The following is a 13,603-nucleotide window of genomic DNA, read 5'->3' as shown; positions in this document are numbered from 1 at the left end:
GTTATCCCTTAATCCTAACGGGGACGTTACGGATTCGACGGGGATAGGTCGAGCTCGGGTCGCGAGTCGAGCGACGCCTCGTAAAACCGTCATTTGCCTAAATATAACTGGCGAATCTAACGAAAACCTAGCTGTAGCTGCGTAAGTAGTCTATAGCTGATCCTTCCTGGCATCGCCCATGTGCTAGATGAAGGGTCTCAAACTAAAGTGGGCTACGCGTTTTTCCACCGCCTGAGGAAAAACGAAGAGACTAATCAGGCTAGCTCCTCGGAAGCCTGTTGGTAGGCTGAAGAGGAAGTGAACAATAATATATCAACTACGCTCGTAGAAGCCCGAGTGCCGATATCTCCGGACGTGGGTTCGACTCCCACCGTCTCCACCAATACATATATTGGTGGTTTTTTTATGTCTATATGCCTGACTCATGAATACAGGTGGTAACCTTTCAAATAAAATAAAAAAGCCGGGAAGTGATAGCAGCTATCGCTTCCCGGCTTTTTTGCGCACGATTCCTTTTACATTCCCTCCTCCTATTCAGGAGTTTCCCTCTATATTAGAAAGTATTAATACTTTTGTAAGGTTTCCTTAAGTGATCTGTAAGTCCTGTCCTTTACACTGAAGACAAATCGAAAGGAGATGATCAACACGATGAAGAAATGGATGCTGATGATAGGTTTGCTATCTGTAGTAACACTTGCTGCTTGTGGATCAGGTAATGATGGAGAGGATCAAATGGAAGGTGAACAGCAGGAAGAGATGGAAAGCGGCGAGGATATGAATGGTGACGATGGTGAGATGAGTGAGGAAAACATGGATATGGAAGGTTCCGAATCAGATATGGAGAGCAACGATGACATGGAAGGCAATGATGATAGGAGTGAGGAAAGCAGTGATATGGAAGGCGACGATGACATGAGTGGTGACAGTAGTGATATGGAGAAAAGCGATGATATGGACAATGACGACATGGAAGGTCAGTAAGTCCTCCCGTTCCCTTTTGCTGTTCATGCTATGATAATAAAAAGTGGGCAAAAGGGGGAATCGAGTTGGAGCAGAGAACGGTGCTGATCGTGGATGATGAAAATTCGATCGTAGATGTTTGCAAACGTTATTTAGAAAGAGAAGGTTTTTTTATAATAGAAGCATACGATGGCCGTAAAGCTCTCCGGCTATGGCGGGAGTATCATCCCGACTTAATCATATTAGACTTGATGATGCCTCACGTAGATGGCTGGCAGGTTTGTGAGACGATACGTGGGGAGGATGAAACGCCGATTCTCATGCTTACGGCCAAGTCCGAGGATTACGACCGTTTATTCGGACTGACAATCGGTGCGAATGATTACATGAGCAAACCTTTCAACCCGCAGGAGTTGGTGTTAAGAGTCAAATCAATGTTCCGTTTAATGGACTCTTCGAATCCTGCTATCCGTGAGCAAAGGGAAACAATAGAAGCAGGAGGAGTTGTATTAAATACAGCGACACGGGAAGTTTTTGCGTACGGTACATCTGTTAATCTGACCGTTAAAGAGTTTGATATGCTTCTCCTACTAATGAGTCATCCGAAGCAGGTGTTTTCTAGAAGCCAGCTTCTCCACCAAATTTGGGAAACCTCTTATGATGGAGATACAACGACGGTAACAGTACATCTCCGCAGGCTGAGGGAAAAGATAGAAAAAGACCCTTCCAAGCCGCTGCTTCTCCACACGGTATGGGGCATTGGCTATAAGTTTGACCCGGGGGAATCGAAATGAAAATCAAAACCATTTTTTTACTTGCAAATGGAAGTAGTATTCTCTTGATGAGTACTTTTTTGATCATCAGTTACTTTTCTATGCTGCTCTCAGTTGAAGTGATCGGATGGCTGTCTTTGCTTACGATTCTTTCGGCTGCCCTTTCGTTTGTCGTTTACTATCTTTTGACCTCTCCGGTAGAGCGGTCAATCAAGCGGTTATCGGAAGAGGCCCGTCAAATTTCCGGTCAGGATTTTGGGTCACTTATTCCAGAAGAGGGGCCCAAGGAAATACGCTTGCTTACTCGCCAGTTCAACGCTATGAACGAGCGGTTGCGGACATCTTTTCAGCAGATCCATCAGTCTGAACAATCGAGGCGGGAACTTGTAGCCAATATCTCCCATGACCTCCGGACGCCGATGGCTTCAATCCGTGCCTTCATTCAAGCTATTCAGGACGGGGTAGTGGAGGATCCGAGGGCAAAGGCTCAATATATGCATACCATATCCCTTGAAGTTGAGCGTCTGGATCAAATGATACAGCAGCTATTTGAGCTGTCTGTTTATGATTCGGGTCAGTTGAAGCTCCATAAAGAATGGGTAGCCCTTGATCAATGGATGCTGGAAGTTATGGAACATAAACGATTCACTTTGGAAGAACAAGAAAGAGAGGTCGACATCGATTTGCCTGATCGGATGGAACGGGCTTTGATCGACAGGGAAAAAATGAAGAGAGTCATGATTAACTTACTGGATAATGCCCTGCGCCATTCCCCGCCGGATACGACTATAAGCATTCGCATCAGACAGGATGCGAAGACCGTGTATGTTGAAGTCGCTGATCAGGGAGAAGGGATAAGGAAAGAGCATCAGGCGCTCATTTTTGAGCGTACGTACCGGGTTGAAGCTTCCCGTAGTCAGAAATCGGCAGGAACTGGTCTTGGGCTTGCAATTGCCAAACATATTGTCGAAGCTCATGGCGGCTCAATCGGAGTTGTCAGTGATCAGGGAGAAGGGGCAGTTTTTCAAATTTCACTTCCTCTGGAAGGAGGATAGGTCTTGGATAAACGCGTGTTCTATCAAATACAAAAGAAATTCGGTCAGCAACTGAAACAGCTTCACCATTGGAATGCTATTCTATTTACGTTTCTTGCCTTCACTGGCCTTGTTCTGGTCTCCACTGAATTTAGACAATCGCTCCCCCAGGTTAGGATTTGGGTGAAAGACATTCATATATGGATGGGTTTGATCAGTCTTTTACCAGTGCTCTTTTATGGTCCGAAAATGACTAGACATCTGCAAACCTTAAGGAAAAGAAGAGGAAATCGAATAAATTTATATGTTGTTTTATTTATTCTTTTATCTCTCATCCTGTCCGGACTAGTACTGACCTACCATCGGAGCTTCGGCCCAAGGTTCAGTTCATTTGCATTGATCATTCACGACATCATGACATGGCTGGGTGTTCCTTATCTTATTTATCACAGCATTACGAGAAGCTTGCGGTTTAAAAAAATGGAAAAAAGACGTGATCAAAAGCTTCAGGAAAAAAGGATGGTCATTGAAAAAGGGAATCCAATTCTTAACCGCCGCACCCTTTTAAGAAGAGGGACGGGAGCAGCCATAGCCTTTATTTTCACGCCGTTTATTTATCAGTGGTTGAAACCGTACCTTGGTTCTGCAACAACTCCCCCATCCTCCTCTCCTTTACCGTTGACTGAAATGTTTTCTCCTATGCCAACCCCTGCTCCACGCTCAAATCCACCAGTAGGCGGAGGGCGTAGTGGAAGTTTCCGATATTATACGGTAACCAGTATGCCTGAAATTTCCGATCAGAATTTCACATTTAAAATTGATGGTCTCGTTGACCGCTCTCAGTCCTGGAATTGGAAGCAATTTGTCGAGTTGAACCGTGATGTCCAGGTTTCGAACTTTCATTGCGTAACGGGCTGGAGCGTCTATGATGTCACATGGGAAGGGATCAAACTGAAGGATCTCTTAAATGCGGCAGGAGTTAAGAATGAGGCACAATACGTAAAGTTCTATTCGCAGGATGGTGTTTACACCGACACATTGACGTTGGAACAAGCCATGGGGGACGATATTATGGTAGCTATGCTTATAGATGGCGAACTTATTGAGAGCAGAAATGGCGGACCTGTCCGGTTGATCGTTCCAAGAATGTATGCTTATAAATCCGTCAAATGGCTGAACCGTATCGAATTGATCAAGGAAGAACACATCGGATACTGGGAAAAGCGAGGGTATGATAAAAATGCCTGGGTAAAAAACTCGAATAGCTAAAATGGAAAATAAAGTAAGACCTGGTCACCCATTTTTTGGGTGACCAGGTCTTACTTTATTTTCCATCGTTGTGTTGGGACAGTTCTTCCGATGTTTCTGTCTGATAGGAATCCAAGGAATGGGGGAGACTCTCTTCGGTATCTTCTGCTTCTTCCAGGGTATGGAGGACGTAGCGGTGGAAGAAGTATTCGAATGCAGTCAGGGAGAGGGTGGCCATGGATACGGCGGTAAATATAAATGCTTCTGGGAGGACGACGTTTGTCATCACATAGACAAAGCCGAAAATGATGACAACATCGGGGAGGGTAGTCAAGATGTTCCCTGCCCGGTCCAGGATGATGCGGTCCGCCAAGGTGTATCCTACGATGCTCACAACCATACTAATCAGGAAAACATCTCCAATAGAAACAGCCAACCATGATCCTAAAAGCGTGATGAAAACAGCGAAAGTAACGATGAACTTAACAGCGAATAATTTCAGATGTTCCAAAGAATGCACCTCCTCTTTTAGCCTTTCACAATCCTTTGCTCATCATTCAGACATCAGGAGGTGGAAGAGGATCATCAGACATTTTCGCTTGAACCATCACTCTTTTCCAGTTAATTTCGTTTTATTGGAAGAGTCATGCAACGAATCCCTCCTCCACCTGCTTCTAGTTCATCCACATCCACTTCGATCAAGCGCTTTTTTCTGAGCTGTTCGTGTCGGAAGATTTTCTTATTTGCTTTACTACTGATTAACAGTGTTTCAGGATCTAGATTCAAAAAATTGATGTCTGCCACCGTATGCCTGACGTCATCCGTCCATATGATGTCATAGCCATGCCGCTTTAAAAATTCATGCATCATGACATAATAGGAGCCGTTCGTTGTAAGGACTTCTACTGGGAAATAACGCATATAACTTTTGGCTAAAGCCATTCCTCTTCCGGTTATATTAAAATTCATATCCAGATGCATGGTATCCCCGCGCCGTGGAAGGTCGATGACTCCTATCTCAGCAAAACCAAGAGGAATCAGTTTTTCTTTCAAACGTTGGGCACTCTCATAACTTGTCCTCATGCCGACATCGATGAAGACCGCATCTTTCCCAAGGACGAAAACATCCCCATTTTCCAATGCATTCGTCTGATCGTTTTCATGAATCGAGAATTGGTCATCATTGAACCATTCCTGAAAAACTTTGTGAGCGTATTTATACTCTGGCCGCCTGAGCGTTGTTCCTGCTTCACCGGGAAAGACATTTGTTCCAAACACACAGGCAAGGTCGCGTACAAAGACTCGGTTGATCAATTGTTCATGGAAGTTCTCTTCTTTTTGTTCTAAAAAATGAGAGTAATCCACAACTTGGACACCCTGAGAACTCATAGCGTCTACCATATGATGGAAGTTATCTCTCATTTTATTGCTGTCTGCTGTCCTTTCCCAACGTAAATCATCAGCAATTTGCTTGTTAGGGACGTCAAGGATGGAAGGCTTGCAAACAACGACACTCTTAAGTTCGTCATATTCATTCCAGCAATTCGGGGTCATTTTTAACAATTGGGTCACGCTCCTTTATCATCTCTTGATACTTTCTCCTCCAATTCTGAAAACATTCTCCGGTGACACATAATCTTGCCGAATCCTTTCAAACTAAGCGGAAGAGGTGGGATGAAAATGGATGAAGTCCATAGCAAAGGGAAATTTTCATGGTGGCAGCTTTCCTTTATTGGGATTGGATGCATCATCGGTACAGGATTTTTCTTAGGTTCAAGTATCGCGATCCAAAAGGCAGGATCTTCCGTGCTCATCGCTTATTTCACAGCGGGAATGGGGACGTATATCGTTTTCCGGTCGCTGGCAGCTATGACGGCCAATCACCCGGAAAAAGGTTCATTCCGCACCTATGCTAAACAGGCTTTCGGTCCATGGGCCGGGTTCAGTAACGGATGGGTTTACTGGTCGTCAGAGATGTTGATTATGGGAAGTCAGTTAACGGCTCTTGCGATTTTTGCGCAATTTTGGTTCCCGAAACTTCCATTGTGGATGCTGGCGGGAGTATTTGCCGTTCTCGGTCTTCTTGTGATTTGGCTTGGAATAACTCAAGTGGAGCGGATGGAAAATGTTTTTGGATTAATAAAAATGTCGGCGATTCTTATGTTCATTTTAATCGCTGTTCTTGCTTTGACAGGTATGATCGGAAATGGAAATGAGGAAGGTGTGAAACTCCCGATATCTTCTTTCTTTGAAGGGAAGTGGTCCGGCATGTGGGGGGCTCTGCTTTATGCCTTTTATGCCTATGGTGGCATTGAAGTCATGGGATTGATGGCCAATGAATTGAAAAATCCCAAAGAAGCACCAAAGTCTGGAACTTTGATGCTTTTTATTCTGACTTTCGTGTATGTCGCTGCATTCTACTTTGTCATCAAGCTCACTTCATGGCAGAACATTTCCACAGAGGAAAGCCCATTTCTCACAGCCTTGATGGAATTTTCCTTTCCATGGATCCCTCATGTGTTCAACAGTGTCTTGATCATCGCCGGCTTCTCTACGATGGTGGCCTCGCTGTATGCGGTCACGACTATGCTGATGACTTTAAGTGAAGAAGGGGATGCACCTGAAATCTTTGCGGGAAAACAAGAAGGGAAGGTGTCTAAGGCTGCCTTTGTCCTTACTATTTCGGTTGTTGTTTCTTCAATTATCCTCGCCGTCCTTCTGCCGAACCGGCTCTTTGAATATGTAACTACTGCAGCAGGATTAATGCTTCTGTATAACTGGGCGTTCATCCTGATGTCTTACCAAAAGTTGATGGTAAGAGGGAAAAAGGGAACCGTGGTGGTCTGTATCGGCATCGGGCTTATTGGTATAGCTGTTTCAGGCACTTGGTTGGATTCCATGACAAGAATCGGTTTTTTTGTCAGCTTATCCTTTTTGATCCTGATTGGGGGCGCTTCCTGGGTGAAGCAAAAGAAAACACCCCATTCAGGGGCGTAAGCTTTTCCCTTTGTTCATGAAAGCAGAGAAAGGACATTTAGGCAGGGTAGAATCATCATCTTTGATAAAGTACTGTTTCCATTCATGGTTATCTTTTTGGCCATACCATTTCAATGCGGGGTGTGGGGGGATGCCATCATAATCTTCCAAGCGTGTGCGGATCACGCGCTTAATTTTTCTTCCAAAGGGAGTAGTATCATTGATTTCATCAAAGACCCACCGAGGTTGAAAAGCAAGCAGCATACACGGGAAATTTCTGCTGTTTCGAACGTTATGGGCAGGTGTTGCACAAAAGGCGAAATAAGGTTCCCCTCCGAAACAAAATTCCCAGGCGGTATTCTCAGGGGTCGTTGGGATATCTTCAGGCCAGGGGACTGGATCTTTTCGATGTGTTTCATTGATTGTTTTCCAAAAAAGGTCTTCATATGCTTCAACCGACGTATGTTCCTTTACAAGCGCTTGTGATTCACAAAAGACGACAAGAGACGCATAGTTTCCAGTCTCTCTGGATATGCGCCCGTATGCTTCTAATAATGCAGCAAGTTGATCCGAGCAGGCGTCTGTACGCGGGTCGTCGACGAAGCCGAATCGCAGCATATTTTTTTGGAACCCTTGAATGCCGGGGACACATGGGTAGGGGGTTTGCCGCTGATTCATCATCCGGGCAAATTTTTCATAAACCTCTAACTGCCAGAGGTCTAGGTCGATGGTGTGGTTTTCTATATCTTCTTTGGTGTACAACATAAAAAATCTCCCTCCTAGGATACATCCATATCCTATTGGAGAGAGAGGGGATAGGTGACTGTTTATCCTGTGAACATCCTGACCGCTTGATAACCAAAATACATCCCGAAACCGATCAGCATGAAGCCGGAGAATATGGAGATCCCCCTTAACACTCCGCCCGTCATCCATTTTCTTGCCCCGGAAGCGGCTCCTGCCATCATGAAGTCCCAAAGCATGATGCCTAGAAAAATGCCACCGCTGTACATAAGTAGTTGGGATTGTCCATGTTGAGATGAAATTTGAGCTAATATCGATCCGTAAATACCGATCCAGAAGAGGATGTTCAATGGATTGGATAAAGCCATCAGAAAACCTGTACGGTATGATTTCATTTTGGATGTATTAGGGGATCTATCCTTCTCATCCGCAGGGGAGGCTGTCAAACTTTCAATCCCTGTATAAATCAGAACGAAGGCACCGAAGGACCAGAGGAACGTCTTTACAAAAGGCAGCTCCACATACTGAGCAAGTCCGAAATAGATCAACATCATGAACAGTCCATCCGCACACATGGCTCCTACGCCGACCAGCCAGGCATGCCAAAATCCGTAGCGGATTCCTCTGTCCAACTGTGCAGCATTAATAGGACCGATCGGAGCGGATAGGGATAAACCGAGGAGAATATAACTGAAGAGCAATTCTTACAGCCTCCTTTTTGGTTCTTGTCCCTACACTATATTAATCATTTTCTATTTGTATTAATAAAATGTCATGAGATACAAAAGGACGCCCGTTTGGATGGGCGTCCTTTTTGGGTTAGTGAGGTTTGTTTCCTTCAGGAACGGTCGCATAACTCTGCAGCATTTGATTCATGTCCTGCTGCTGGAGCTGAGGTACTTGATAATACCCATGCTTGTTCTGATAAAGAAAGATTTCGTAACTCATTTCAATGAAGTTTGGAACACTGTCCGCCACTACACGCCGCAGCACAGGATTGGTCATTTCCAGGGCGGTCATCGACAATAAGGTGGCGAGAGTCTTTGTTTGACCAAGCATATAGGCAGAGAGTCCCTTATCAGCCAGGTCATTGACGGATTGGTTCGGCTTTTTCGGCTGACCAGGCTTGATGCCGTATACAACATCATTGCTTTGCTGCATTTTGTATGACTTTGTAGCTTGAGCAGGATCTTTACCAGTACTGAAGCTCTGGACTATCGTGTTGTACATATCCGTTACAAAAGCATGTTGACGCTGCTGGATGCTTTGTAGTTCCGGGTCCTGAATATGCTGGGCATACATTTGATATTGATCCAGCATGTTGATTAAGCTTGCGATGACTTCGTGAGCGTCAAACAATTCATGACCACCATGATTTAAGTTCATCGTGGGTTGTGGCATTTGCTGATTTTGTTGTTGGTTTTGCCCTTGATTAGGGTTCATATCTACTCCTCCTCCATGTTCACTTTTTAAGTTATCCTTAATCATTCAATTCATGTACAGAGTTCCATAACAACATGCTCCACTTAGGAGAAATGAGGAGAATCCATGAAGGTGATGGGACGCAGGGGGTTATGATATCGGAAGTATTCGTTCAAAGCTCCGAACGGGAGGTCGGTGACCATTCAGAAAAAAAGAAACCCTTTCTCCAACTGGAAATGGTTTCTTTTTACTTATAGACAACCTATGTGGAAGTGGTAGAATGAAGGTAGCCTGAAGTAGAAGGAGATTGTCTGATATGAAGCCGCTAATGAGAAAAATATTCGTTGTACTTATATCTGTTATGACTTTAGGTCTTTATGTACCACCGATGCAGATGGATACGGACGCTGCGGACAAGAAAGAACTGTCCTCTGACCGACACATAGAAGAATCTTCTTTTTCCACGGAATCTGAAGAACTTGAAATCGATCCACCATCGTTAGAACAGCCTCTGACGACTGAGGATTGGATAACTGAAATGACAGAACAGGCTAAATCTCAAACTCTCACGAAAATGGGGCCGCGGATCATCGAAAAAGTGGATGAAGACATGACAGAAACGATTTTACCTAAAATTGAAGAAGTGATGAAAAATATTCTTACTTCGGCAGACCCGGAAGTTGTCCCTTATTTTGAAATAACTGAAGACCCCTCACCCGGATACGGGGAGAGAATTTTTAATATTTATAACAAACATACAGACGAGGAAGTAGCCCGTTTCCACGTTCGCAGAGATAAACGACCGGGCGAAGGATATTGGTTTAATTTTCATTACCACCTTCACGACGACAACTTTGTGAAACACCATGAGCTTGGTGATATTTATTGGGAAAAGAATACTCCACCGAAATGGATGTCATAAAGAAGAAACGACCTTGTGAGAGGTCGTTTTTATTTTTGCATGAAATCCCGGCCTGTCCAGTGGCTGTTCATTTGGATGCTATTTTTTTCTGCATAGTCATCGCCCCATTTACACATCTCATAAAGGACGGGTTGAATCTTACGGCCGATATCCGTCGTTGCATAGACTACTCTCGGCGGAACGTCTTCAAAGACTGTTCTCTTTACAAGTCTATGTTCCTCAAGTTCCCTCAATTGTTGGGTCAACATCTTTTTAGTGACGCCGTGAATGGTCTTTTTTAATTCGTTGAATCGTTTGTCTCCTTCATTCAGATGCCATAAGATTAATACTTTCCATTTCCCACCAACTAAATCTATGACTAAATTGATCGCACATTGGTAGTCAGACTGCAGTTCTTTCATGTATATGCCTCATTTCTATAAGATCATAGGTTACTCTTTAGTAACTCAGTTACTGAAAAGTGCCTTCTTGTATCTCTTTTGTCCACTCGTTAGTATAAAGGATATTGTTACGTTTGTGGAAAGAAACGGATGGATAAGGAGAGGGTAACAAATGAAAGCATTGCTTTTACATGAAAAAAATGGCCGGAGAGAAATGAAGGTTGAAGAAGTAGAGATGCCTGCTCCCGAGGAGGGGGAAGTCCTCATTGAAGTACACGCGGTCGGATTGAATCCTGTTGATTACAAATAGCGGCAAATGGTCATTCGGACTGGTCGTATCCTCATATTCTGGGTCTTGACGCTGCCGGTACCATTGCAGCTCTTGGAAAAGGTGTTACCCATTGGAAAGAAGGGGACAGAGTCGTTTACCACGGAGATTTGCAAAGGAAAGGAGCTTATGCTGAATTTGCTGTGACGACCGCTGATACAATTTCACAAATCCCTGATGAAATCAGCTTTGAAGCTGCTGCGGCTCTACCAACTGCCGGTTATACGGCCTATCAGGCTATCCATCGTAAGCTCCCCCTCAACCATATAGAAACAATCCTGATTCATGGGGGTGCAGGTGGTGTTGGTGGTTATGGGGTTCAACTTGCAAAAGCCGCAGGAAAGACGGTTATCACCACGGCTTCTTCCAATAACCATGATCATGTGCACGAGCTGGGTGCCGATTATGTGATTGATTATCGCAAAGGTGACGTTGGGGAGAGAATAGCAGAAATCACTAACGGGCGGGGTGTGGATGCAGTTATTGATGCGATCGGCCGTGAAAGTGCAACAGCGGCTCTCGATTTTCTTGCTTTTATGGGACACCTTGTATACATTGCTGGTGCTCCTGATTTTGCTAAAGTAAAGCCATTTACAAATGTGCCCTCCCTTCATGAAATTGCCCTTGGAGCGACCCATCAGGCAGATGATCGATCCCGAAAGGACCTCGCTGTCATTGGTGACGTGATGTTGAACATGTTGGCGGAAGGCAGTCTTAGATCCCTACACGAAGAGACGATTTCATTGGAAGGGGTTCCCAATGCCCTGGAACGGTTGTCAGAACGTCACGTCAAAGGAAAAATCGTAGCCAAATTATAAGAAGCAAAGGAGTTTTAAGATATGTATCCATATCCAAGAAGTTTTTCACATATTGGTTTGTCTGTACCTGATTTAGAAAAAGCGATTGAGTTTTACACCGAACTTTTCGGGTGGTATGTCTTGATGGATCCTTCCGAGGTTTTCAATGATGATACACCCGTCGGTCAAATGTGCCGGGATGTATTCGGAGATGATTGGGACAAATTTAGAATCGCTCATCTCTCAACAGGAGATAAAATCGGAATAGAGCTTTTTGAATTTCCCAACCAGGAAGAGCCGGAAAACAACTTCGAGTATTGGAAGAATGGAATATTTCATTTCTGTATCCAAGACCCGAATATCGAAGACGTTGTGGAAAAGGTCAAAGCAAAAGGCGGAAAACAGCGGATGCCGATCCGTGAATATTACCCAGGGGAAAAGCCATACAAGATGGTTTATGTGGAAGATCCTTTCGGAAACGTATTTGAGATCTACACCCACAGCTATGAGTTGACGTATTCGAAAGGTGCATACTAAGAGGGGGTTGTGCCGCCTGAACGATACGAAAAATGAAGAAGTGAAAAGAATAAAGAAACAGCCTGCGTTTATGCGCAGGCTGTTTCTTTATTCTTTATCTTCTCCTATGATGCGGACTTCTCTCTCAAGATCAACTCCGAATTTTTCTTTGACCGTTTTTTGAACGTGTTCAATTAAGGAGATGTAATCCGAGGTCGTGGCATTATCTTTGTTGATGATGAACCCAGCGTGCTTTTTAGAAACCTCGGCCCCTCCGATATTGATTCCCTGCAGGTCGCTGTCCTGGATCAGTTTTCCGGCGAAGTATCCTGGTGGTCGTTTGAAAACACTTCCACAAGAAGGATATTCTAGCGGCTGCTTGGACTCCCGTTTGAAAGTCAAGTCGTCCATCACTTCTTTAATGTCCTCATATTTAGCAGGCTTTAAATGGAAAGTGGCTTCAACGACAATGTCTCCATTATCAGGAATGTTACTTGTACGGTAATCGAGGTCAAGCTCAGAAGCCAGCCGCTTTACGAGGTTTCCTTGTTTATCAACCACATAAGCATAATCCAGCACATCTTTGATCTCTCCGCCATATGCTCCAGCGTTCATGTATAAAGCCCCACCGACAGTTCCGGGGATGCCGCAGGCAAATTCAAGACCGGACAGGTTTTCAGACAGGGCATAACGAGAAGCATCGATGATTCGTGCGCCACTCTGGGCTACAACCGTATCTCCGTCAGAGGATATATCATCGAGGTGCTTTAAATTGATGACAATCCCACGTATTCCACCGTCTTTAATAATCAAATTCGAACCATTGCCGAGGAGGGTGAAAGGAATATCGTCTTCATTGGAAAGCTTAACGACATTCTGGATTTCTTCGTAGGAAGTTGGAGTGATGAAAAAATCAGCTCTTCCTCCAAGCTTTGTATACAAGTGGTCTTTCAACATTTCATCCACTTTAACGTTTTCCTCTTTGACAAGCTTCAACAATTTATTGTAGATCTTTTGTTTGTTATTCATAACCACCAGTCCTATTATTAGTTGATTAAATTCGGGTTGGACCTCAACCAGCTTTTTAACGATTGGTTCTACTACAATGTTATGAAGCAGCGTATGAAAAGTTCATTTTGCTTCATTACAATCATGCTATCTATTCTATCACAAATCATTGTGGTCATTGTGTAGGATTTTCCGGAGGGAGATGGACATTACTGACAAGAATATAATACGTCCATAAGGTGAAAATAATCACGATAGGGAGGTGTTGGAAATGGCATTAGATGTGAAATGTGAAGTTCGTAATTGCGTCCACAATAAAGACGGTATTTCCTGCGGAGCGGATGAAATTTTCGTTGTCAGCCACACTGGTGAAAAAGCGTCACACAGTGAAGAAACGGATTGTAAAACATTCAAACCTGCCAATGTGTAGCCTTCACCTAATAGAAGGGTCTGCGTTTCTGCAGGCCTTTTTTTCATATTTTTCTCTAAATGAAA

Annotated in this window: 17 protein-coding genes and 1 other RNA gene; 11 read left to right on the top strand and 7 right to left on the bottom strand. The window is 44.1% G+C overall.

Annotated elements, in window-relative coordinates; genetic code table 11:
- Positions 1–19: 19 nt before the first annotated feature.
- From ssrA to ACXADE_RS15450, 5 genes are all read left to right on the top strand, one after another.
- Positions 20–382, top strand: a transfer-messenger RNA (tmRNA) gene (gene ssrA, locus ACXADE_RS15470).
- Positions 383–648: 266 nt separating this feature from the next.
- Positions 649–981 carry a hypothetical protein gene (locus ACXADE_RS15465; protein WP_474981330.1) on the top strand — a complete coding sequence of 111 codons (333 nt, stop codon included), beginning with the start codon at positions 649–651 and terminating at the stop codon, positions 979–981.
- 65 nt (positions 982–1,046) lie between these two features.
- Positions 1,047–1,754, top strand: a complete 708-nt coding sequence (locus ACXADE_RS15460) for a response regulator transcription factor (protein ID WP_474981329.1) — start codon at positions 1,047–1,049, stop codon at positions 1,752–1,754.
- Positions 1,751–2,788: a sensor histidine kinase gene (locus ACXADE_RS15455; RefSeq protein ID WP_474981328.1), complete on the top strand. Its 1,038-nt coding sequence runs from the start codon at positions 1,751–1,753 to the stop codon at positions 2,786–2,788. The genes ACXADE_RS15460 and ACXADE_RS15455 overlap by 4 nt, the downstream gene beginning before the upstream one ends.
- 3 nt (positions 2,789–2,791) lie before the next feature.
- Positions 2,792–4,036, top strand: a complete 1,245-nt coding sequence (locus ACXADE_RS15450) for a molybdopterin-dependent oxidoreductase (protein WP_474981327.1) — start codon at positions 2,792–2,794, stop codon at positions 4,034–4,036.
- A 55-nt stretch (positions 4,037–4,091) separates the two neighbouring features.
- On the opposite strand, the gene ACXADE_RS15445 is transcribed toward ACXADE_RS15450, so the two are convergent.
- Together ACXADE_RS15445 and ACXADE_RS15440 are read right to left on the bottom strand one after the other, a co-directional pair.
- The gene (locus ACXADE_RS15445; RefSeq protein WP_474981326.1) at positions 4,092–4,526 is read right to left on the bottom strand and encodes a DUF2512 family protein; all 435 of its coding nucleotides are present in this window, start codon (positions 4,524–4,526) and stop codon (positions 4,092–4,094) included.
- 110 nt (positions 4,527–4,636) lie between these two features.
- Positions 4,637–5,569, bottom strand: a complete 933-nt coding sequence (locus ACXADE_RS15440) for an arginine deiminase family protein (protein ID WP_474982246.1) — start codon at positions 5,567–5,569, stop codon at positions 4,637–4,639.
- A gap of 126 nt (positions 5,570–5,695) precedes the next feature.
- Between ACXADE_RS15440 and ACXADE_RS15435 the strand changes: the two genes are divergently transcribed.
- Positions 5,696–7,012 carry an amino acid permease gene (locus tag ACXADE_RS15435; protein WP_474981325.1) on the top strand — a complete coding sequence of 439 codons (1,317 nt, stop codon included), beginning with the start codon at positions 5,696–5,698 and terminating at the stop codon, positions 7,010–7,012.
- On the opposite strand, the gene ACXADE_RS15430 is transcribed toward ACXADE_RS15435, so the two are convergent.
- The 3 genes from ACXADE_RS15430 to ACXADE_RS15420 form a co-directional block, all read right to left on the bottom strand.
- On the bottom strand, positions 7,001–7,756 hold the full coding sequence (locus tag ACXADE_RS15430) for a YqcI/YcgG family protein (RefSeq protein ID WP_474981324.1): 756 nt from the start codon (positions 7,754–7,756) through the stop codon (positions 7,001–7,003). The genes ACXADE_RS15435 and ACXADE_RS15430 overlap by 12 nt on opposite strands.
- A gap of 62 nt (positions 7,757–7,818) precedes the next feature.
- Positions 7,819–8,436, bottom strand: coding sequence for a LysE family translocator (locus ACXADE_RS15425; RefSeq protein ID WP_474981323.1), 618 nt, complete (start codon positions 8,434–8,436; stop codon positions 7,819–7,821).
- A 118-nt stretch (positions 8,437–8,554) separates the two neighbouring features.
- Positions 8,555–9,178 (bottom strand): spore coat protein, encoded by a 624-nt coding sequence (locus ACXADE_RS15420; RefSeq protein ID WP_474981322.1) that lies wholly within the window; start codon positions 9,176–9,178, stop codon positions 8,555–8,557.
- Between the two features lie 295 nt (positions 9,179–9,473).
- Here ACXADE_RS15420 and ACXADE_RS15415 point away from each other — a divergent pair, with 295 nt between their 5' ends.
- Positions 9,474–10,079 carry a YpjP family protein gene (locus ACXADE_RS15415; protein ID WP_474981321.1) on the top strand — a complete coding sequence of 202 codons (606 nt, stop codon included), beginning with the start codon at positions 9,474–9,476 and terminating at the stop codon, positions 10,077–10,079.
- 29 nt (positions 10,080–10,108) lie between these two features.
- On the opposite strand, the gene ACXADE_RS15410 is transcribed toward ACXADE_RS15415, so the two are convergent.
- On the bottom strand, positions 10,109–10,480 hold the full coding sequence (locus ACXADE_RS15410; protein ID WP_474981320.1) for a winged helix-turn-helix transcriptional regulator: 372 nt from the start codon (positions 10,478–10,480) through the stop codon (positions 10,109–10,111).
- 151 nt (positions 10,481–10,631) lie between these two features.
- Between ACXADE_RS15410 and ACXADE_RS15405 the strand changes: the two genes are divergently transcribed.
- The 3 genes from ACXADE_RS15405 to ACXADE_RS15395 are packed head-to-tail and all read left to right on the top strand — an operon-like array spanning position 10,632 to position 12,121.
- Positions 10,632–10,769 (top strand): hypothetical protein, encoded by a 138-nt coding sequence (locus tag ACXADE_RS15405; RefSeq protein ID WP_474981319.1) that lies wholly within the window; start codon positions 10,632–10,634, stop codon positions 10,767–10,769.
- Positions 10,766–11,605: a zinc-binding dehydrogenase gene (locus ACXADE_RS15400; RefSeq protein WP_474982245.1), complete on the top strand. Its 840-nt coding sequence runs from the start codon at positions 10,766–10,768 to the stop codon at positions 11,603–11,605. Before ACXADE_RS15405 ends, ACXADE_RS15400 begins: the two co-directional genes overlap by 4 nt.
- A gap of 21 nt (positions 11,606–11,626) precedes the next feature.
- Complete coding sequence (locus ACXADE_RS15395; protein WP_474981318.1) at positions 11,627–12,121, top strand: lactoylglutathione lyase family protein; 495 nt, start codon at positions 11,627–11,629, stop codon at positions 12,119–12,121.
- A gap of 87 nt (positions 12,122–12,208) precedes the next feature.
- On the opposite strand, the gene murB is transcribed toward ACXADE_RS15395, so the two are convergent.
- Positions 12,209–13,129: a UDP-N-acetylmuramate dehydrogenase gene (murB, locus tag ACXADE_RS15390; protein ID WP_474981317.1), complete on the bottom strand. Its 921-nt coding sequence runs from the start codon at positions 13,127–13,129 to the stop codon at positions 12,209–12,211.
- Positions 13,130–13,379: 250 nt separating this feature from the next.
- Between murB and ACXADE_RS15385 the strand changes: the two genes are divergently transcribed.
- A complete protein-coding gene (locus ACXADE_RS15385) occupies positions 13,380–13,538 on the top strand; it encodes a DUF1540 domain-containing protein (RefSeq protein WP_474981316.1) in 159 nt (52 codons plus the stop codon).
- The last annotated feature ends 65 nt before the right edge of the window (positions 13,539–13,603 follow it).

Source organism: Halobacillus sp. ABR2_026 (genome assembly GCF_056158545.1).
Note: the sequence above shows the minus strand (reverse complement) of the source record. Positions and strands in the feature narration are given on the sequence as shown.